At 66.4% G+C, this 17,956-nt stretch carries 14 protein-coding genes and 3 pseudogenes; 8 read left to right on the forward strand and 9 right to left on the reverse strand.

The annotated features are described in order from the left end of the window. Nucleotide 1: 1 nt before the first annotated feature. Nucleotides 2-1,576: an ABC transporter substrate-binding protein gene (locus tag NFU08_RS19915; protein WP_251425745.1), complete on the reverse strand. Its 1,575-nt coding sequence runs from the start codon at nucleotides 1,574-1,576 to the stop codon at nucleotides 2-4. A 183-nt stretch (nucleotides 1,577-1,759) separates the two neighbouring features. On the opposite strand from NFU08_RS19915, the gene pdxA reads away from it, so the two are divergent. Together pdxA and NFU08_RS19925 are read left to right on the forward strand one after the other, a co-directional pair. Beyond that, nucleotides 1,760-4,138, forward strand: coding sequence for a 4-hydroxythreonine-4-phosphate dehydrogenase PdxA (gene pdxA, locus NFU08_RS19920; RefSeq protein WP_251425747.1), 2,379 nt, complete (start codon nucleotides 1,760-1,762; stop codon nucleotides 4,136-4,138). A 70-nt stretch (nucleotides 4,139-4,208) separates the two neighbouring features. Next, nucleotides 4,209-4,997, forward strand: coding sequence for a DeoR/GlpR family DNA-binding transcription regulator (locus NFU08_RS19925; protein ID WP_251425749.1), 789 nt, complete (start codon nucleotides 4,209-4,211; stop codon nucleotides 4,995-4,997). A 62-nt stretch (nucleotides 4,998-5,059) separates the two neighbouring features. Here the strand turns inward: NFU08_RS19925 and NFU08_RS19930 are convergent, their stop codons facing one another. Next, nucleotides 5,060-5,848 (reverse strand): IclR family transcriptional regulator, encoded by a 789-nt coding sequence (locus NFU08_RS19930; RefSeq protein ID WP_251425750.1) that lies wholly within the window; start codon nucleotides 5,846-5,848, stop codon nucleotides 5,060-5,062. Nucleotides 5,849-6,022: 174 nt separating this feature from the next. On the opposite strand from NFU08_RS19930, the gene NFU08_RS19935 reads away from it, so the two are divergent. Beyond that, a complete protein-coding gene (locus NFU08_RS19935) occupies nucleotides 6,023-6,841 on the forward strand; it encodes an Asp/Glu racemase (protein ID WP_285835614.1) in 819 nt (272 codons plus the stop codon). 12 nt (nucleotides 6,842-6,853) lie between these two features. Next, on the forward strand, nucleotides 6,854-8,245 hold the full coding sequence (locus NFU08_RS19940; protein WP_251425752.1) for an SLC13 family permease: 1,392 nt from the start codon (nucleotides 6,854-6,856) through the stop codon (nucleotides 8,243-8,245). A gap of 105 nt (nucleotides 8,246-8,350) precedes the next feature. On the opposite strand, the gene NFU08_RS19945 is transcribed toward NFU08_RS19940, so the two are convergent. Then, the gene (locus NFU08_RS19945) at nucleotides 8,351-8,971 is read right to left on the reverse strand and encodes a flavin reductase family protein (RefSeq protein ID WP_251425754.1); all 621 of its coding nucleotides are present in this window, start codon (nucleotides 8,969-8,971) and stop codon (nucleotides 8,351-8,353) included. Between the two features lie 40 nt (nucleotides 8,972-9,011). On the opposite strand from NFU08_RS19945, the gene NFU08_RS19950 reads away from it, so the two are divergent. After that, on the forward strand, nucleotides 9,012-9,758 hold the full coding sequence (locus NFU08_RS19950) for a haloacid dehalogenase type II (RefSeq protein ID WP_251425756.1): 747 nt from the start codon (nucleotides 9,012-9,014) through the stop codon (nucleotides 9,756-9,758). Between the two features lie 191 nt (nucleotides 9,759-9,949). Next, nucleotides 9,950-11,281, forward strand: coding sequence for a right-handed parallel beta-helix repeat-containing protein (locus tag NFU08_RS19955; RefSeq protein WP_251425758.1), 1,332 nt, complete (start codon nucleotides 9,950-9,952; stop codon nucleotides 11,279-11,281). A gap of 170 nt (nucleotides 11,282-11,451) precedes the next feature. On the opposite strand, the gene NFU08_RS19960 is transcribed toward NFU08_RS19955, so the two are convergent. Both NFU08_RS19960 and NFU08_RS19965 read right to left on the reverse strand, forming a co-directional pair. Further along, nucleotides 11,452-11,952 carry an SRPBCC family protein gene (locus tag NFU08_RS19960; RefSeq protein WP_251425760.1) on the reverse strand — a complete coding sequence of 167 codons (501 nt, stop codon included), beginning with the start codon at nucleotides 11,950-11,952 and terminating at the stop codon, nucleotides 11,452-11,454. A gap of 20 nt (nucleotides 11,953-11,972) precedes the next feature. Beyond that, nucleotides 11,973-12,710 (reverse strand): hypothetical protein, encoded by a 738-nt coding sequence (locus NFU08_RS19965; RefSeq protein ID WP_251425762.1) that lies wholly within the window; start codon nucleotides 12,708-12,710, stop codon nucleotides 11,973-11,975. 174 nt (nucleotides 12,711-12,884) lie between these two features. Here NFU08_RS19965 and NFU08_RS19970 point away from each other — a divergent pair, with 174 nt between their 5' ends. Further along, the gene (locus NFU08_RS19970; RefSeq protein ID WP_251425770.1) at nucleotides 12,885-13,667 is read left to right on the forward strand and encodes a GntR family transcriptional regulator; all 783 of its coding nucleotides are present in this window, start codon (nucleotides 12,885-12,887) and stop codon (nucleotides 13,665-13,667) included. Between the two features lie 10 nt (nucleotides 13,668-13,677). On the opposite strand, the pseudogene NFU08_RS19975 reads toward NFU08_RS19970, so the two are convergent. Next, a pseudogene (locus NFU08_RS19975) lies at nucleotides 13,678-13,823 on the reverse strand (nucleoside hydrolase); the annotation flags it as partial. Between the two features lie 109 nt (nucleotides 13,824-13,932). Then, the gene (locus NFU08_RS19980) at nucleotides 13,933-14,112 is read right to left on the reverse strand and encodes a hypothetical protein (RefSeq protein ID WP_251425764.1); all 180 of its coding nucleotides are present in this window, start codon (nucleotides 14,110-14,112) and stop codon (nucleotides 13,933-13,935) included. Between the two features lie 746 nt (nucleotides 14,113-14,858). Between NFU08_RS19980 and NFU08_RS19985 the strand changes: the two genes are divergently transcribed. Continuing rightward, on the forward strand, nucleotides 14,859-15,527 hold the full coding sequence (locus NFU08_RS19985; protein WP_251425766.1) for an FxLYD domain-containing protein: 669 nt from the start codon (nucleotides 14,859-14,861) through the stop codon (nucleotides 15,525-15,527). Nucleotides 15,528-15,999: 472 nt separating this feature from the next. Here the strand turns inward: NFU08_RS19985 and NFU08_RS19990 are convergent. Both NFU08_RS19990 and NFU08_RS19995 read right to left on the reverse strand, forming a co-directional pair. After that, a pseudogene (locus tag NFU08_RS19990) lies at nucleotides 16,000-17,006 on the reverse strand (nucleoside hydrolase). A 29-nt stretch (nucleotides 17,007-17,035) separates the two neighbouring features. Continuing rightward, a pseudogene (locus NFU08_RS19995) lies at nucleotides 17,036-17,838 on the reverse strand (MFS transporter); the annotation flags it as partial. Between the last annotated feature and the right edge of the window lie 118 nt (nucleotides 17,839-17,956).

Consider the following 17,956-nt stretch of genomic DNA (forward strand, 5'->3'; position numbering starts at 1 on the left):
CTTAGGCCTCCAGCCGGACATCAACAAGGGGGTAGGAGTTGGTGGGTGCCAGGTTGATCCCGGACACCCGCTCCCGGTGGGCGAGGACGGATTTGGGGACGAACGCCCAGGCGCAGGGCCAGGTGTCCCACACGGCCTGCTGTGCGTCGTTCAGCAGTTCGGTCCTGCGGGCCGGGTCCGCTTCGGCGGAGGCGGCCTGGATCTTGGCGGTGACCTCGGGGATCACGTAGCCCTGGTAGGTGTCGCGGGTGGCTTCCTTCTCGGGGGTGCCGGAGTACATGCCCTGGAGCATGGTGATGGCCAGGCCGGTGGGGCTGGGGTAGCCGTTGCCCAGCAGGTCCCAGTCGCCCTGCTTGCCCTGGCGCCAGGCCAGGATGTTGCCGCCGGGTTCGAACTGCTGCAGCTCGGCCTTGACGCCGATCTTGCCGAACATCTCCACCAGGGCCTCCATCACGGAGGTGTCGGAGGCGAACTCGCCGGTTTCCCAGATGATCTTCAGGGTGAGGTCCTTGACGCCCAGTTCCTCGAGGGTGGCCTTGGCCTTCTCGGGATCGTAGACGTATTCGCCGGTCTTGTGGTACCCGGTAAGGCTGGAGGGCGTGACGCCTTCGGCCTGGGTGACGGAGTCCACCAGCACGTCGCGGACCAGCGCCTCGCCGTCGATCGCCATGCTGAGGGCCTGGCGGACGCGGGGATCGGCCAGCGGGTGGCCGGCGGGCTTGCGGAAGTTGAAGAAGATCTGGTTCAGGCGGAGGCTGGAGGCTTCCTGGAGTTCGACGCCGGGAAGTCCGGCGAGCTGTTCGCGGGAATCCGGGGTGATGGAGTCGATGACGTCCACCTCGCCGCTGCGCAGGGCGATGACGCGGCTGGATTCCTCGGGGAGGAACCGGACTTCCACGTTGTCCACCTGCGGTGCCGGGCCCCAGTAGTTCTTGTTGCGTTCCAGGCTGTAGGTGCCGGCGCCGCGGTTGAACTTCGTGACAATGTACGGGCCGGTGCCCACGCCCTCCTGCAGTTCCTCCGGTTTGTTCTGCGCGGCCGGGGTTATCAGGATCATGCTCATGAGCGAGTCCAGGATGGGGATGGGCTTCTTGGAGACCATCCTGAAGGTGCGGTCATCCACGGGGACAACTTCGGGGAATTCGGGGAAGAAGCCGGCCACGAAGGAGCCCTGCACCTGCTGGTACATCTTCAGGGCCGTGGCTACGTCCTCCACTTGCACGGGGCTGTTGTCCGAGTAGCGGATGCCCTCGCGGAGGGTTACGGTCCATTCCGTGGGGCCGGTCATCTCGAAGCGCTCGGCCAAGACCAGCACGGGCTTGGTTTCGGGGCCGATGGCGGTGAGGCCCTGGCGGACGGCGCGCTGCACGGTGACGGCGGCGTCGAACTGGTTGAGCTTGTTGTCCAGGCTGACCAGGGAGCGGTTGAGTGCCAGGGTCAGGGTGCTGGGTCCCGGGAGTCCGGTGGGGCCGGCGCAGCCGGCGAGGCTGCCGGTGCCCAACAGAAACCCTGCTGCCGCGCCGAACTGCAGCAGGCGGCGGCGGGAAATCTCACTTCCTTGAGGAAGAACGGTCATCGTTGACCTCTCGGTAGATCGGGGGGACGGCTGCCGGCCGGAGTGGCTGCGCCGAATGTTGTGTCCATCACTGTGCCACTCCTGCGCAAATTGCGCAACCCCTCTAGCGTGATTCGCGCAAGCATGTCATGATGAATGCATCCCGCCACTGCGCGGGCCCCAGCCGACGACGAGAGGAGCAACGTGGCTTCCGTATTTGTGCAGGCCGACGATTTCTCCGGCGCCGCCGAGGTTGGCTCCTGCTTTATGCAGCACGGGCTGAGTGCGCAGGTCCTGCTAGGCACTTCCACTGTTCCGGAAGCGCACGACGCCGTCACCTCCTTTGCGGGGCCCGGCACCGACGTGGTGGTCACCGATACGCATTCCCGCGGGCTTGCTGATTCTGCTGCCGAGGCTCTGGTCAAGGAAGCCTTCGCCGGCCCCGACGCCGATACTGCGCAGGTGTTGTTCAAGAAGATCGACTCCCTGTGGCGCGGCAACGTCCGCGCCGAAGTTTCCGCCCTGGCGGGGCTTGGTTTCCACGCCGTTGTTGCGGGCGCACTCCCCCAGCTGCAGCGGTCCGTCGTGGACGGCCGCCCTGTGGTTGCCGGGACTCCCCTGACGGAGACGGACCTATGGCAGGCAGAGCAGTCGGCCCCGCCGGCGGACATCCCCTCACTGCTGCGCCCTGAGGATCCCTCCTCGGTGCAGACCGTGAACCTGGCCGAGGTGCGGTCCGGATCGCCGGCCGCAACACTGGCCATGCTGCTGGACTCGGACCAGCCCGCGCTGGTGGTGGCCGACGGCGAAACCGTCCAGGACCTGGAGTCCGTGGTGGACGCCCTGCTGGAGCTGGACTTCCAGGCCTGCGGCCGGCGCATCGTGCTGGTGGGTACCGGCGGAACGGCTGACGTTCTTGCAGAGCGCCTTTCAACGCACCTTGCGCGAAATGCGCAAGCTGGGGCACAAACGGACGCAACCACCGCAGAAGCGCCGGGAGCTGCCAAGCCGGTGCTCGCCGTCGTCGGCTCCGCGTCCGGAACTGCGCAGGCGCAGCTGGCCACACTCGAGGCCCAGGGCTTCACGATGGTCCGGCTGCACCCGCAGTACGCAGGAGCCAGCGGGGCCTACGCTCCCCAGCTGGCCCAGGTTTCAGCGGATTTGCGGGCAGGCCACCGCGTAGCCGTCACACTGGCCGCTTCAAAAGTGGACCCGTCTGGGTCAGCCCGCATCGTGCAGGCCCTGTCCGGGTTTGCCGCCGAGGCAGCGAAGGCAACACCAGCAGACCTGATCCTCACCGGCGGTGAGACGGCCCGGGAAGTCCTGGACGCCATCGGCCTCCACCGGCTGGTACCGCTTGCGGCCGTGCAGCACGGGGCCGTGCTCAGCCGCGCCGATGACGGGACGCTGGTGGGCACCAAGCCCGGCAGCTTCGGTAACGACCTGGCACTCTTACAGCTTTACGACGAAATCCGGGAGCGCCGCGGCCTGGCCGCGCAGGCTCCCGCCACCAACCTCTCCCCTCAAGACCAACCCTCTGGAGCACCCATGACAACCGAAGCAATCAACACCGAGCAGAACGCCCTCCCTTACGTTGCCGTCACCATGGGCGACGGCGCCGGGGTGGGGCCGGAGGTGGTGGTGGCCGCCGTGCTGGATCCGCAGAGCAACGCCGAGTGCCGGCCCGTGGTGATCGGCGACGCGGTGCGCCTGCGCCAGGCCGCGGACGTCCTGGGTATCGAGGCGGACATCCAGAGCATCGAGGACGTGGAGGACGCGGTGTTCACACCAGGCCGGGTGAACGTGATCGACCTGGCGCTGCTGCCGGAGGACCTGCCGTGGGGCCAACTCTCCCCCGTGGCCGGGCATGCCGCGTACGAGTACATCCGGGTGGCCAGCGAACTGGCGATGGCCGGGAAGGTGCAGGCCATCTGCACGGCGCCGCTGAACAAGGAGGCGCTGCACTCGGCCGGTCACATCTTCCCCGGGCACACGGAACTGCTGGCGCACCTGACGGGCACGGAGGAAGTGTCCATGATGCTCTCCACCCCCAAGATCCGGGTGATCCACGTGACCACGCACATCGGGCTGATGGACGCCATCCGCAAGATCAACCCGGACCTGGTGGAGCGCACCATCCGCCGCGGCCACGAGGCGCTGGTCCGCGCGGGCATCCCGAACCCGAAGATCGGCGTGTGCGCCATCAATCCGCACGCCGGCGAGAACGGCCTGTTCGGCCAGGGCGAGGAAGCGGAGAAGATCGAACCGGGTGTGAAGGCGGCGCAGGCGGCCGGGATCAACGCGGTGGGCCCGTTGCCTGCGGACACGCTGTTCTTCCTTGCCGGCCGGGGCGATTACGACCTGGTGGTGGCCATGTACCACGACCAAGGGCACGGGCCGGTCAAGGTGCTGGGCATCGAGGCCGGCGTGAACATCACGGTGGGCCTGCCGGTGATCCGCACGTCCGTGGACCACGGCACCGCGTTCGACATCGCCGGCAAGGCGATCGCCGATTCCCGGTCCATGGTGGAGGCGCTGCACCAGGCTGCCGAGATGGCCACCCGGCCGGCCGTCGCCGTGTAGGCGTTGCTGCGGGGACTGGGCGGGGGCCGGAACTAGCATGGGTACCACTGCCACGGGAAGGAGACCGGGAATGCTGAGCGCAAACGCGCGGCGCGAGGAGATCTACCACCTTGCCGTGACCACCGGGCTTGCCTCCGTTGAGGAACTCTCCGCCCGGTTCGAGGTGACGGCGTCCACCATCCGCCGGGACCTGGCTTTGCTGAACGGGCAGGGCCGGCTGGCCCGCACCTACGGCGGGGCCATGGCGCTCGGCGCGCACCCGGAGGCGTCCCTGCGGCAGCGCACCGGCGAGGCATTCGAGCAGAAGCACGCCATCGCCCGCTGGGCGGCGTCCGTGATCGTCCCCGGGGAGAACATCCTGCTCGACGCCGGCTCCACCGTAGGTGCCCTGGCCCACGAACTGCGCGGGTTCGAAAAGCTGTCCGTGACCACCCCGGGCATCAACACCATGCAGGAACTCGCCGACTCCGAGGGCATCGAGGTGGACTGCCTCGGCGGCCGGCTGCGCAGCCTTTCGCAGAGTTTTGTGGGACCGCTGGCCGAGACAGCGCTGGAGCGGATGAGCTTCGACCGAGTGTTCCTGGGCGCGGACGCCGTCACCGCCGAAGACGGCATCTGCGAAGCCGACCACGCCCAGACCCGGCTCAAAGAACTCATGGCCCGGCGCGGCCGGGAAGTGTACGTTCTGGCTGATTCGTCCAAGCTAGGCCTGCGGCCGTTCCACGCCTGGGCCCGGCTCGCCTTGCCGTGGACCCTGGTGACGGACGACGGCGCCGACCCCGCCCAGGTGCAGAAGTTCCGGGACGCCGGGGTACGGGTTGAGGTGGCTGCCGTCGGCGTCGACGGCGCAAGTAGGTAGCAGCACATGTCGTTATGAGGGCTCATAACGACATGTGCTGCTACCTACTTGGGTGGGGCGGACTACAGCGGGGCGGCCTGGCTGCTGTCATACCCGAGCGCACGGCTGGCTTCCATTCCCGCCCGGGCCACCACCGGCCCCAGCCGCTCGACGTCGCCGGGCCCGATCCGCTGGGTCGGGAATCCCAGCCCAATGGCGCAGGCGAGCCGTCCGGCATGGTCAAAGACGGGCGCGCTGATGGAACCCACGTCCTCGTTCCGTTCCCCGAACGCCGCGTAGAACCCCTGCTCCTTCGCCACCGCCGCCTGCTGGCGGAGCAGCTCCAGGGAGGCCGGCGTGTGGGGGGTAAAGCTGTTCAGGCCGTGCTCATCCAGGGCGGACCACGCCTCTGGGTCGAACGCCAGGAAGATCTTCCCGGGAGCTCCGGCATGCAGCGGCATCACCATGCCCACCATGAACGGCCGCATCACCACGTGCCGGGTCTCGGCCACGGCAATGATGGTCCTGAAAGCACCGTCCCGGACATACAGGCAGGCCGTCTCACCGGTCTCATCGCGCAGCTGCTGCAGGACCGGTTTCACCAGCCGGACCACGTCCAGCCCGAACGTGCCGGGGGTGGCCCAGCGGACCAGTCCGATGCCGATCCGGTAGCGGTCGCCGTCGCGGTCCAGGAAGCCCTCCCGCAGCATGTTCTGCACCAGGCGCTGGCAGGTGCTGGACGGTAAACCGGTCTTCCGGATGATCTGTTGCAGCGTGGGCTCCGGCTCATCCACCGAAAAACAGTCCAGGATCTCCGCCACCTTGTGCAGGACCAGCAGGGGTGAGGCCCCAGCACCCGCTTCCGTCGCCACTGTCTTCAAATTCCCTTCGGCAGTCTTCCTCGAAGCTCCAGTTTAGTGAGCACATGGACGGGCGCTTGGCATGTGATCCATTTGACATCCCCGCAAAGCATCCCACATCATGGGATCAGAACCCACTCTATGGGTTGTAGCGAATGAACCCCATCACAACGACGTGGAGAAACCATGACTACCGCTGACATCACCTGCGAAACCGCCCCCGAGCCCAAGCGCCCCGGGATGAGCCGCGTGGGACTCATCGTCCCCAGCTCCAACACCACCATGGAGACCGAACTGCCGGAACTGTTCCGGCGCCAGGCAGAGGCGACCGGCCACAAGTACACCTTCCACTCGGCCCGCGCCGGCATGAAGAAGGTCACCCGGGAAGAGCTGCTGGCCATGGTGGGCAAGGCAGCCGACTGCGCCGAAGCAGTCTCCGACGCGGACGTGGACGTCATCGCCTACGCCTGCCTCGTTGCCGTCATGGCACAGGGCCCCGGAGCCCACGAGGGCTCGGAGAAAGTCATCGCTGACGCCGCCGCCGGCAACGGCCACCCTGCCCCCGTGACCAGCAGCGCCGGCGCCCTGGTCCGCACCCTGCAGGAAATCGGCGCCAGCAAGGTGGCTATGATCACCCCCTACATGAAGCCGCTCACCAAGATGGTGGTGGACTACATCGAAGGCTCCGGCATCACGGTGCTGGACGCCATCAGCCTCGAGGTTGCGGACAACCTCGAGGTCGGCTGCCTTGACCCGCAGAACCTGCCCGCGCTTGCCCGCAGCCTGCAGCGCGAGGGTGCGGACGCCGTCGTACTGTCCGCATGCGTCCAGATGCCGTCGCTGGCTGCGGTCCAGGCCGTGGAGGACGAGCTCGGACTGCCAGTCATCACGGCGGCCACGGCCACCACGTACGAGGTCCTCAAGGCGCTCGGCCACCAGCCTGCCATCACGGGAGCCGGCAGCCTGCTGTCCGGCGCCGGCGTCCTCACTCCCGCGAATTCCTAGGCGGCAGTCACCATGTCCCTGTCCATCATCGCGTTCCTGGTATTGGTGGCGGCCTTCGCCATCGGTTCCTTCACCAAGATCAACGCCGGCCTGCTGGCTACCGTTGCCGCGTTCGGTGTCGGCACCCTCCTGGCAGGCATGTCCATCAAGGACGTCATCGGCCAGTTCCCCGCCGGGCTCTTCTTCATCCTGGTAGGCGCCACCCTGCTCTTCGCCATTGTCCGGATCAACGGCACCATCGACCTGCTGGCCTACTGGGCTGAACGGCTGGCCGGCGACCGGAAAATCCTGGTCCCCGTCCTGATGTTCCTGCTGACGGCCGCCCTGGCTTCCGCCGGTGCGTTCACCCCTGCCGCCATCGCCATCGTGGCGCCGGTGGGCCTGGCGCTGGGCATGCGGTTCGGAATCAGCACCCTGGCCATGGGCCTGGTCATCGTCCAGGGTGCCAACGCCGGCGCCTTTTCACCGGTCAACCCCTTCGGCGTGCTGGCCAACAAAATGCTGGAGGACGCAGGAGCCACTGACGGTTCCTTCAAGCTCTACGCCTACTGCTTCATCTTCAATGCCGTCCTGGCCGCCATCGCCTACGTCCTGGTGCAGGCCATCATGAAGCGCCGGGCAGCCAAGGAGCAAGCACGCCTCCAGGCCGGCGAGGCCGGAGAGGCACAGCACGACGGCGGCGCTGCCGCTCCCGCCGGAAACGGCGCCCCAGGTCCGTCCGGCTCGGGAACGGCGGTGCTCACCGCGCCCGCGCAGACTTCCGTGGCAACCGGAAGCACCACCAGGACCGGCCCCGAGAAGGTGGCCGCAACCCCCATGCGCATCCTCACCCTGGTGGGCATCGCCGCCCTGCTGGTGCTCACCACCGTCCTGGGCATTGACGTCGGCGTCGCTTCCCTGATCATTGCCACGGTGCTGATCGTCCTTGACTCGGGCGTGCAGAAGCCGGCAGTGGAAAGCATGCCGTGGTCAGCCATCATCCTGGTGACCGGCATCGTCACCTACGTGGGCATGCTGGAAGAGATGGGTGCGCTGAAGGAACTGCAGGAAGGCATTGCCGGCCTGGGCAACAGCTCCCTGGCCGCCCTGATCACCAGCTACGTGGTGGCCATCGTCTCCGCCTTTGCCTCCACCACGGGCACACTGGGTGTCATCAGCCCGGTGGTCGCACCCATCGCCATGGATCCGCTGCTGACGCCCATCGGGGTAGTCACGGCCATCGCCATCAGCTCCTCGGTGGTTGACGTGAGCCCGATGTCCACCAGCGGCGCCCTGCTGATGGCGAGCGCGCAGCCCAAGGACGAGCGGATGTTCTTCCGTGCCCTGCTGCTGTGGGCCATCGCGATGATCGCCGTGGTGCCGCTCCTCGTCTGGTTCGTGTTCGTCCAGCTGGGCCTCGGCTAAACACCATCCATCCGAAGGGAAAGGGATGTCCTGCGTGGCAGGGCATCCCTTCTCTTTCTTTACGCGGCCTGGCTTGGCTTGATATGGCCCCGGCGTCCGCCGGTTTCAGGCCTTCGGCCGGAAGTGGCCCGGCCAGTCCTTGAACCGGATGCGGGTGAGGTCCTGGACCTCGCCGAGGGTGCCCCATTCGTCCAGGCCCAGCCGGGCCAGCGGCTCCAGCAGGTCGATCCGCGGGTGGCTTCCCTCCAGTACCGCGCTGTCCACGGCAGCATGCGTCACTTCGCCGAACACCAGGGTGGAATCCCCTATCGGCAGCACCGAGTGGAGCCGGCATTCGAGCACAGCCGGAGATTCCCCGACGCGCGGCGCGGCCACGGTGACGCTCGGCTCCCGGGTCAGCCCGGCGGCGTCGAACTCGCTGACGTCCGGCGGGAAATTGGTGCCGGTGGCATTGACCTCCTCCAGGAGGGCGGCCGGGGCCAGGTTGACCACGAATTCCCCGGACGCGGTGATGTTGCGGAGCGAATCCTTCTCCCCCACCGAGGTGAACTGCACGATGGGCGGATTGGTGGACGCCACGGTGAAAAACGAGTGCGGGGCCAGGTTGTCAACGCCCTCCGGCGAAACGCTCGATACCCAGGCGATGGGCCGGGGCACCACCACCGCGGTGAGCAAGCGGTAGAAATCCCGGGCGGACGTGTCCGTGGGGCTGAAATCAGTACGCATGCTGCCACACTAACGGTGGCAGCACGAAGGGAGACACAACATGAGGTTCCAGCCGTACCGTTCACCATCAACCGGCCGGGAGGTACGCGCAGTCCTCTTCGACACTTTCGGCACCGTGGTGGACTGGCGCACCGGCGTCGCCCGGCACGCGGCAGCCTTCGCCGCCGACCAGGGACACGAGCTCGACGCCGAGGCCTTCGCCGATGACTGGCGCGCCCTGTACCAGCCGGCCATGGAAGCCATCCGTTCCGGACAGCGGGGCTTCGCCACACTGGACGCGCTCCACCGGGAAAACCTGGACCAGGTGCTCCGGCGGCATGGGTTTGATCCCGGGCAGCTGGGCGGGGAGGCGCTGGATGGGCTGAACAAATGCTGGCACAGGCTGCCGCCGTGGCCGGACAGTGTGGAGGGCCTGGCAGCCGTCCGCCGGAGCTACATCGTGGGGCCCCTGTCCAACGGCAACACCTCGCTGCTGCTGGACATGGCAAAAAACGCCGGGCTTCCGTGGGATGTGATCATCGGCTCGGACATGACCCGCACGTACAAGCCGCTGCCCCAGGCCTATCTTCGGACTGCGGGGTTCCTGGACCTCAACCCCGGTGAGGTGATGCTCGCGGCCGCCCACAACAACGACCTTCATGCTGCCCGGGAGGCGGGACTGGCGACGGCATTCATCGCCCGCCCCACCGAATACGGCCCGGACCAGGTGGCGGACCTGGCGCCGGAGAGCGATTGGGACCTCTCGGCGTCGAGCATTCCGGACCTGGCGGACCTGCTCGGGGCCTGAACCGGCTCATCGAACGTTGCCCTATGGACGTGTGCCACATGGCAAGGCGGCATTACCGCCGTTAACGCGCAGGAAGCGGCCGATGCAGCCAGTCCTGTCCAGGACCTGTAAAATCTTCTGATGCCTTTTTCTCAACCCCTCCTCCGCCCCTTAAGCTGCCTCCGCACCGAGTCCCTGACCGGTGGGACGGCATGATGCTGGGACGCCGGCGCTTCCTGGAGTGGATCGGGGCAGCGGCGGTAACGGCCGGGGTGCCCAGCGCGCTTACTGCCCCGCCCGCGGCAACTGTTCCCTCCCCTGTCTACGCGAACACCCGCTTCGTCAGCAGCGGCGGGGACGATGCCAACCCGGGCACCAAGGCAGCACCCTGGCAGACGCTTGGGAGGATCAGGGCGGCGCTTGACACCGGCGAAGTGGGGCGCGGCGACGCGGTCCTGTTGCGGCGCGGTGACGTGTTTTGGGGTTCCCTCAAGGTTCCTGTGCTGAAAGGGACAACGGGGGCTTTTACCCTCGGCTCCTACGGCAGTGGAGCGCTGCCACAGATCAACGGCTACAAGGTGAGCACGGACGCGTGGGCGCTGCACAGCCCCAACGTCTGGAAGCTGAACCTGACCGCCGGATCCGGGCAGTTCACCGGCAACACCGCCGGAACCTCAACCGACGTCGGATTCCTGAAGGCCGGCGGCACCATCCACGGATGGAAGCGGTGGAACCTGGCTGACCTGGCGCAGGACTGGGACTTTTTCAGCGACGATACCCACGTGTACGTGAGGCTGGGCGCATCCCCGGGTGCCAGCGTGGAGATAGCCGTGAAGCAGCAGGGTTTCCGTCCCGCCTCCAACACCAACGCCTCGGGCCTGCACATCCTTGGCCACGGCGCCCACGGCGTGGGAATTTACGGGACCCAGAACGCGCAGATCACAGACTGCCTGATTGAGGAAATCGGCGGTTCGCGAGTATCAAAGACCACCCGGTACGGGAACGGCGTGGAAATCTGGATTGGCTGCGAGAACGTGCTGGTCCAGGGCAACACGATCCGGCAGACGTATGACACGGGCACCACAATGCAGGGCAGTGCCGAGGGATCCAACGTTGCGTGGACGGACTGCAGGTTCGTGGGCAACACCATTGAGAACTGCAACCAGAGCCTGGAGGTCTGGTCCCGGGGAACACCGGCTGCAGGTACGGGACACATCCGGTGCTCGTTTACGGACAACGACTGCCGCGATGCCGGCTTCTCCTGGGCTGCCAACATCCGGCCGGACCAGGCCGGCATGGGCACGCACCTGCTGACCTACGATGTGGAGCTGCCCTGCGACATCGAGATTGCCCGGAACAGTTTCGTGGGCGCCAAGGACAACTTCGTGCGCTCCAGCGGCACCGGGCGGGAGATCCCCGAGGGCATCAGGACCCACAGCAACACCATCTCGCTGGACAGCGGGCAGAAGATTGCGTACCAGCATCCGGAAACCATCGAGCAGCTCGAGGCATGGCGTTCCCGTACCGGCAACGGACAGGCGTAGCCCGGGGCGCGCGGCGCCTGTCCTGGCCGGTGGCCGCCCAGCCCCGCTCGCCCGTGCGCGTGGCGGCACCTCTGGAGATAGCGGACGACGGCGGCATCACCCTGCCTGCCTCCCTCGCCAATCACCCGGCCGGCGCCGGGCAAACCCTCTGTGATGCAGCAGTTCCGGTCCTAGGACCTGGCGTCCTCATGTGCGGCGGTGGCCTCGGCGATCCGCTTGATTGCTGCGAGCGTTTTCGGAATGCCGTCCAGCGCCTGCCGGGTGCGGTCGGCGATCTGGGCGTCAGCGTCAGCACCGTACTTTTCCCCGAACATGGCTATGCCCTCCGGCAGGAATTCCCAAGACTCGGTGAGAGTGGTCCCGCCGTCTGCCGGGGTGAGGGTGAAGCCCCAGCGGACAAATTTGCCGCCGACCACCCAGGCGAACTCGCGGCCGCGCTCGGCGGTCACCACCTCCGAGCGGGTCTCCCAGGTCCTGTGCGGGAGCTCATTGCGGCCGGTGAACCACGCACCGGGCTGGCCGGCGCTGTCCTGGTCGTCCCACCAGCAGGACGTGCACACCGGGCTCCACTCACCGGTGCGGGTGATGTCGGAGACCAGGTCGTACAGCGCCTCTGCTGACGCCTTGACCGTGACCGACTCCTGGTGATGGCGGGTGCTGTTCTGATTCATGGATCCAACCTTACAGACGGTCACTTCTTCTGCCGCCGGCTGCCGCCGTGCCAGTCCTCCTGCCGGCCGACCGTACCGGAGGCGACCCCAAAGGCAGGAAGCTGCGGCTGCTCCCGCAGGCTTCGCTTGAGCTCCGCGAACCCAGGGAACCGTGCCAGCCCCACCACGTGGTCCCACAGCTCGGCGGCCGACTGGTCGTCCGGCAGCCGGCTGATCACCGGCCCGAAGAATGCCACGCCGGCGGGTGGTTCGAAGTGGATGATGGGCGTGCCCACGTCCTTGCCCGTCAGCCCCAGCGCCTCATCCGTCTCCTGCCGGATCTCCAAGTCCCAGGAGTCGTCGTCGAGCGCCTCCGCAAGCTCCAGGGGCAGGCCGGCCTGGGCCAGGACCGGCTCCACGAACTCCCGCGTCCCCCGTTCCTCACGCACCTCGGCCTCGCTGCGCTGGCCGGCCGTGTCTGGGGCAGTTTCGAAAATCTGGGTGCCGAACGCTTCGTACAGCCGGGCGATCGACTCGCGGCCATGCTCCGCCCGTGCCCGGGCCGCCACCCTCAGGAGCCGGAGCCCGGCCGTGTGTCCGGCCTCGTACTCAGGCGGGAACTGCGCGTCGTAGTCAACGTGGGCGTTGATCAGACGCAACGAAATGAACCACCAGTCCACGGTGTAGTCGCGCTGCGCCTGCACCTGCCGCACCCACTTGCTTGTCATCCAGGCGAAAGGGCAGACCGGGTCGAAATAGAAGTTGATGTCGGCATTCACGCGTCCACCCTTGCACCTGTTAGTGACGTGCGTCTAATCAACAAGGGAGATCACGCACCCCATGTGCACGGAGGCCCGCCCGAACAGTCAGCCAACCTAAGCTTGTCCAACAAACCCGTCACACCGGTAGGCTGGAAATCCTCCCGCACCACCACCAGTAAAGCGAGGCATAACGTGCACCAGGACGCCGCCCGGTTCCTGTCCCAGCCGGTGGCCGCCCAGCCCGGCGCGCCCCTGCGCGTCGCGGTGTACTCGCGGATCGCCGAAGCAATCCGCAACGGCCTCCTCACCCCCGGCTCCATGATCCCCACCGAAACCGAACTCGGCACGGACATGAAAGTCAGCCGCACCGTGGTCCGCGAAGCCCTCATGCTGCTCGAGGAGGACGGCCTCATCAGGGCGCGGCGCGGCGTCGGACGTTTCGTCTCGGACACCCTCCCCCGCATCGGCATCGAACGCATCCAGCCGTTCGAGGACGTCCTCGGCCGCCCGGGCCAGCCGGCAGAGGTCAAACGCACCCAGGTGGTCCGGCAGGCGGCGTCCGAATTCGTTGCCCCCGGCATTGGCGTGGAGCCCGGCACCGACTGCTGGCTCTGGGAATCCGTCCTGATCCGCGACGGCGAGGCCATCGCCCACCTGCAGGAAAACGTCACCGCCCAGCCGGTCAGCGTCGGCAAGGGCGCCGCCGCACCTCTTGAGATAGAGGACGACGGCGGGGCCACCTTGCTTGCCGCGCTTAACAAGCAGCTGGGCCGGCTGACCGGGCCGGGCGAGTGCCAGATCAGCCTCAGCCAGGTGGGCCCCAGCCGGGCGAAACTGCTGGACCTGCGCCCGTCGGACCCGGTACTGGTCCTCACGCAGTACGTCCGGAACGGCAACCGGCCGTTTTACCTGGCCCAGTGCCTGGTGTCCGCCAAGGCAGGCCACCTTTCGGTGATGCAGCAGTTCCAGTCCTGACACTGGCAGCGACCGTCACGTCCAGCGGCACCAGGGTCACGTCCAGTCGGCGGCCAGCACCAGGGCGGCGGCCTCGGGGTCGTGCCAGATGTTCGCCTCGGCGACGGGCGTGATATTCCCCGGCGCCAGCACCGCCCCAGCCATCACCGTCATCTGCCGACACGCTCAATCCGACAAAAAGATTTACCTTGGGCTCCGATAACAGGGCAACTAAGAAGCCCTGCACAGATAAAGCGCAGGGCTTCTGAATCTGAACAGGACGTCGTTACGAGCCGAATGCAGCTTTGTACAGGTCGTTGACGCTTGGACTCAGGACCCCGCTGACCCGCAGGAGGACTTTGCCTTTCTGGTGGTGCCACTCGGTGCCGAACGCGGGTCCTGCCTTCTGCAAAATCCCTTGGATGTACTCGGAGCGGGCCGCTGCGTCCGCCTCGTTGGCGAACACCTCCACCACCGCGCCGCTGTCGATGCCGGTCTCACCCGGGGTTGCACCGGCGTCGGCGATCCATGCTGCAGAGGTGTACTGGTTGGGCCTACCCAGGAGTTTATTGCTGTCGAGCTCCTCCGTGACTGTGGTGATCCCGGTGATCTCAAGATTTTGGTCTTGAGCTCCATAGCGACTGCGGTTGCGTCAGTGGCTTGAGCGGGAGCCGGACTAGGCGTGGGTGTAGCCGATGCTGCAGTCGTTCCTGGCGCCGCAGTGCTCGCTGCTGGTTGGGTTGAAGGGGCCGAGCAGCCAACCAGAATAGTTGCCGCCACCCCAAGGGCGACTAGATGTATACGCATACATCCGATGATAGGGGCGCTAGCGGCAGGGACGTGCGCGGCTCTCCGCAGGAGGCTACATGAAGTACGGATCGCAGGCTGTCGCCGCGAAGTGAAAGCGCAGCGAAACGTTCCAGGACTAGCTGGCCCCGAGCCATTCCGCCTCAGCGGGTCGCGGTGCGTCATGGAACAGTCAGATGCCGCGCTTTGCTCCCACCTCGTGTACTAATAACCCGTACAGAACATCCTGTGCGCCGTCGATGAAGACAGCGGCAGCGAGCACTTTAGGGGGACAAATTGAATAAACGGTTAGTTGCGGTAGGGGCAGCACTCCTGGCATTGGCGGTCAGCGGATGTGGTGCATCCACTCAAACCGGCGGCGGTAGCGCGTCGGGCAGCAGCATAGAACCGGGAGCACCGGCGACAATGTCGGCGGCGACCGAAGTGAAATTGGGAACAACAGCAGACGCTATTGCGGCCGGTTGGCTCGCCGGAAATGCCAATCCCGACTTTCCGGCAGGGGAAGCAGGCAAGGTTGATGTTGTAGCCTCCGCCCCCATAAAAGTAAACGCCGCCGGACTGGTGACCCTGCCCGTGGCCGTGCGCAATGGCACCAATGAGTCCATCACGAGTGTCGAGGTCACCGGGGCGGCCATGGATGAAACCGGCAAAATCCTGGCCTCTGGCCGTAGCCAGGGCTTCTCCCCTGCAGTGGTGCCAGCCGGTGCTGTTTCCCTCGGTTACGTCTTCTTTGACTCAGAACTTCCGGTCACGGCAAAGTTAGAATTCACAGTTGCCTCAGCGCCGCTGAAGGGTGATCCCTACTTTCAGGATCTGAAGGTCGACCAAGCCAATGCAATGGGGACGGCGGTCACGGGGAAGGCAACCAACGCGTCCAAAAACAAGCTGAACGGACCGTACGGAGTTCACGTCACTTGCTTTGATGCGGACGGCTCGCTGCTGGGCAGTCAAGTAGGGTACGCCTCGCCCGACGCGGACTTGGAACCCGGACAAAGCGTGACCTTTCAAGTGGACTTCTACAGTGAGCCCTGCCCGACGTTCCTGGTTGGAGTCTCGGGGTACGGACCTTTGTAAGGCGCTAAGGGCTCCACTACAAGAGCGGAACGCGGCTTAGCTTCCTGTCAAGGTACCTTGACATTAAGCTAAGCCGCGGAGGTGCTGGTGCCATGGCGAGATATAGCGGCGGCCCACCGTTCATCCATGACGGGCCCTCGATCAACTGGTGCATCTACGTCGACCCGACAAAGTTGGAAGGCGGAGATAGCCGCCACCTTGGAGGAAATACAGCAAGTGCGACAGACCCGCGACAACACGGAGCTCGTGACCGTAAAGTACGAACGCCGATCGGGCCTACCTGGACGGAGATCGCAACCTGTCTTGGGATCACACGACAGACGGCATGGGAGCGGGGGCACGAGATAGACGAAACACTGCCTGAGGGTGAAGCGTGGGACCCCTCCTCACTACGTGACTCAGCGCCTGAGAGATTAAGCGGAACCGAATAGGGCACTATGCACCGTTTCGGTCAAAGCTGAGGTGCCCTGCGCTAGCATAATAATCCGGCCCGTCCTTCTACGACGGCTACAACCGTCGGGGCCAGCAGCGTCTCCACCAGGTGCGGGGCGAAGTCCTCCTCCAGCGACAGGACCACGCGGCACCGCGCGCCGGATACCGGATACCGGATACCGGAGGGTACCCTGCGTACAGCCCGCGCATGTCGCACACGGTCCGCCCGCGGCCGGGCCCGTCGGAGGTGTCGACGGCGGCACGCACCACGGGTGCCAGCGCCGGCATAACAGCACCAACAGCGAGCGCCGCCGCCAGCGGATCGTGCATGGCGGAGCAGGGCCGCCCGTAGATGCCCTCGTAGAACCGGAAGTAGTAGCCCAGCATCTCCCCCAGCGCCCGCGGCACCGGCGCAGCGGAAGCCAGCAGAACCTGCCGGTGGGACTCCTCCAAAACAGAAGCCATGGTCACGTCCAGCGGCACCAGGGTCACGTCCCAGTCGGCGGCCAGCACCAGGGCGGCGGCCTCGGGGTCGTGCCAGATGTTCGCCTCGGCCACGGGCGTGATGTTCCCCGGCGCCAGCGCGGCCCCGCCCATCACGGTCACCGACTCCACCAGAGACGGCAGCGCAGGCTCCAGCCGCAACGCTTCGGCAAGATTCGTCAGCGGCCCGATCGCCACCACCCGCAAAGATCCGCTATAAGAGTGGGCCAGCCGCACCAGCAGCTCCGCCGCGGACTCGGTAGCAACAGAAGCAGTAGAGGGTGCCAGCACAACCTCCCCAACCCCGTTCTCCCCGTGCACCGACGGCGCGCCTCCCCCAAACGAACCAACAAGAGGATCGTAGGCACCAACAGCCACCGGCACGGAAGCGGCCCCGGCCAACGACAGCAGGTCAAGCGTATTCCGGGCACCAACCGCAGCACTGACATTCCCGCTGACCGTCCCGATGCCCACCACGGAGGCCAGAGGAGTGGCGAGCAGGTAGGCCAGGGCGAGGGCGTCGTCGATGCCGGTGTCGCAGTCCAGGTAAACGGGGGCAGTCACAATAGGTTCCTTCGCAACAGATAGAGGGGTTAGACGGTCTCGCCCTTGGGGGCGGCGACGAAGAGGCTGACGATGAATGCGGCGGCGGTGATGCCCACCGAGATCCAGAGGGCGGTGGCGTACCCGGAGGCTGTGGCCTGCGCGGCGAACGGCGCCACGAGCACGACGCCGAGGTTCGCCCCGATTCCGAACGACGCACCGTTGATGCCGGGCAGCGCAGCCGGGGCCTCCTTGGGCGAGAGCAGCACCGAGAGCCCGTTGATGGCGGTCAGGAAGAAGCCGTTGTAGAGATCCCCAGGCAGGCAATAGCAACAAACACCGCCACCGGGCTGGACGAAAACACCGCGGCCACCACGGCACACACCAGGCTCAACGAAGTCCCCAGCCGCAGGGTCTTCACCCATCCGCGCCGGTCCGCCAGCCACCCCGCCAACGGCGCGGCGAAGACGCCAATCAGTGCGGCCGGGGTGAGGAACAGCAAAGCCGAGATGGAGGCGGAAAGCCCGAAGCCGCCGTCGTTATCCTGGCTCAGCAGCACCACGGTGAAGTTGATGACCGCGAAGATGCCGGCCAGGGTGAGGACGGTGGTGGCGATGACCGGCCACACCTGTCGGGAGCGGAGGTGGTGCACGGCGATGAGCGGGTGGCTGCGGCGCTTCTCGATGACCCAGAATCCCGCAAACGACAAAACGGTGCCGGCCAGCAGGGCCAGGGCGGTGGGCGACGTCCAGCCCGCGGCCGAACCGCCGGACACGAAGTACGTCAGGAATACCAGGAACAGCGAGAGGGAGCCGGCGCCCCACCAGTCCATGACCCCGCGGACCCCGCTAGGAGACTGCTGAACTAAGTGCTTTATGGGGCTGGTCCGGGGCGTTCACGTGTCGGGGCCAGCCCTTCCTTTTGTGGTCTCGGGTTCTGTGATTGAAGCATCGGGTCCTGTTTCTGGGCTT

The organism is Pseudarthrobacter sp. NCCP-2145, assembly GCF_023708005.1.
In the GTDB taxonomy this organism is placed as follows: domain Bacteria; phylum Actinomycetota; class Actinomycetes; order Actinomycetales; family Micrococcaceae; genus Arthrobacter; species Arthrobacter oxydans.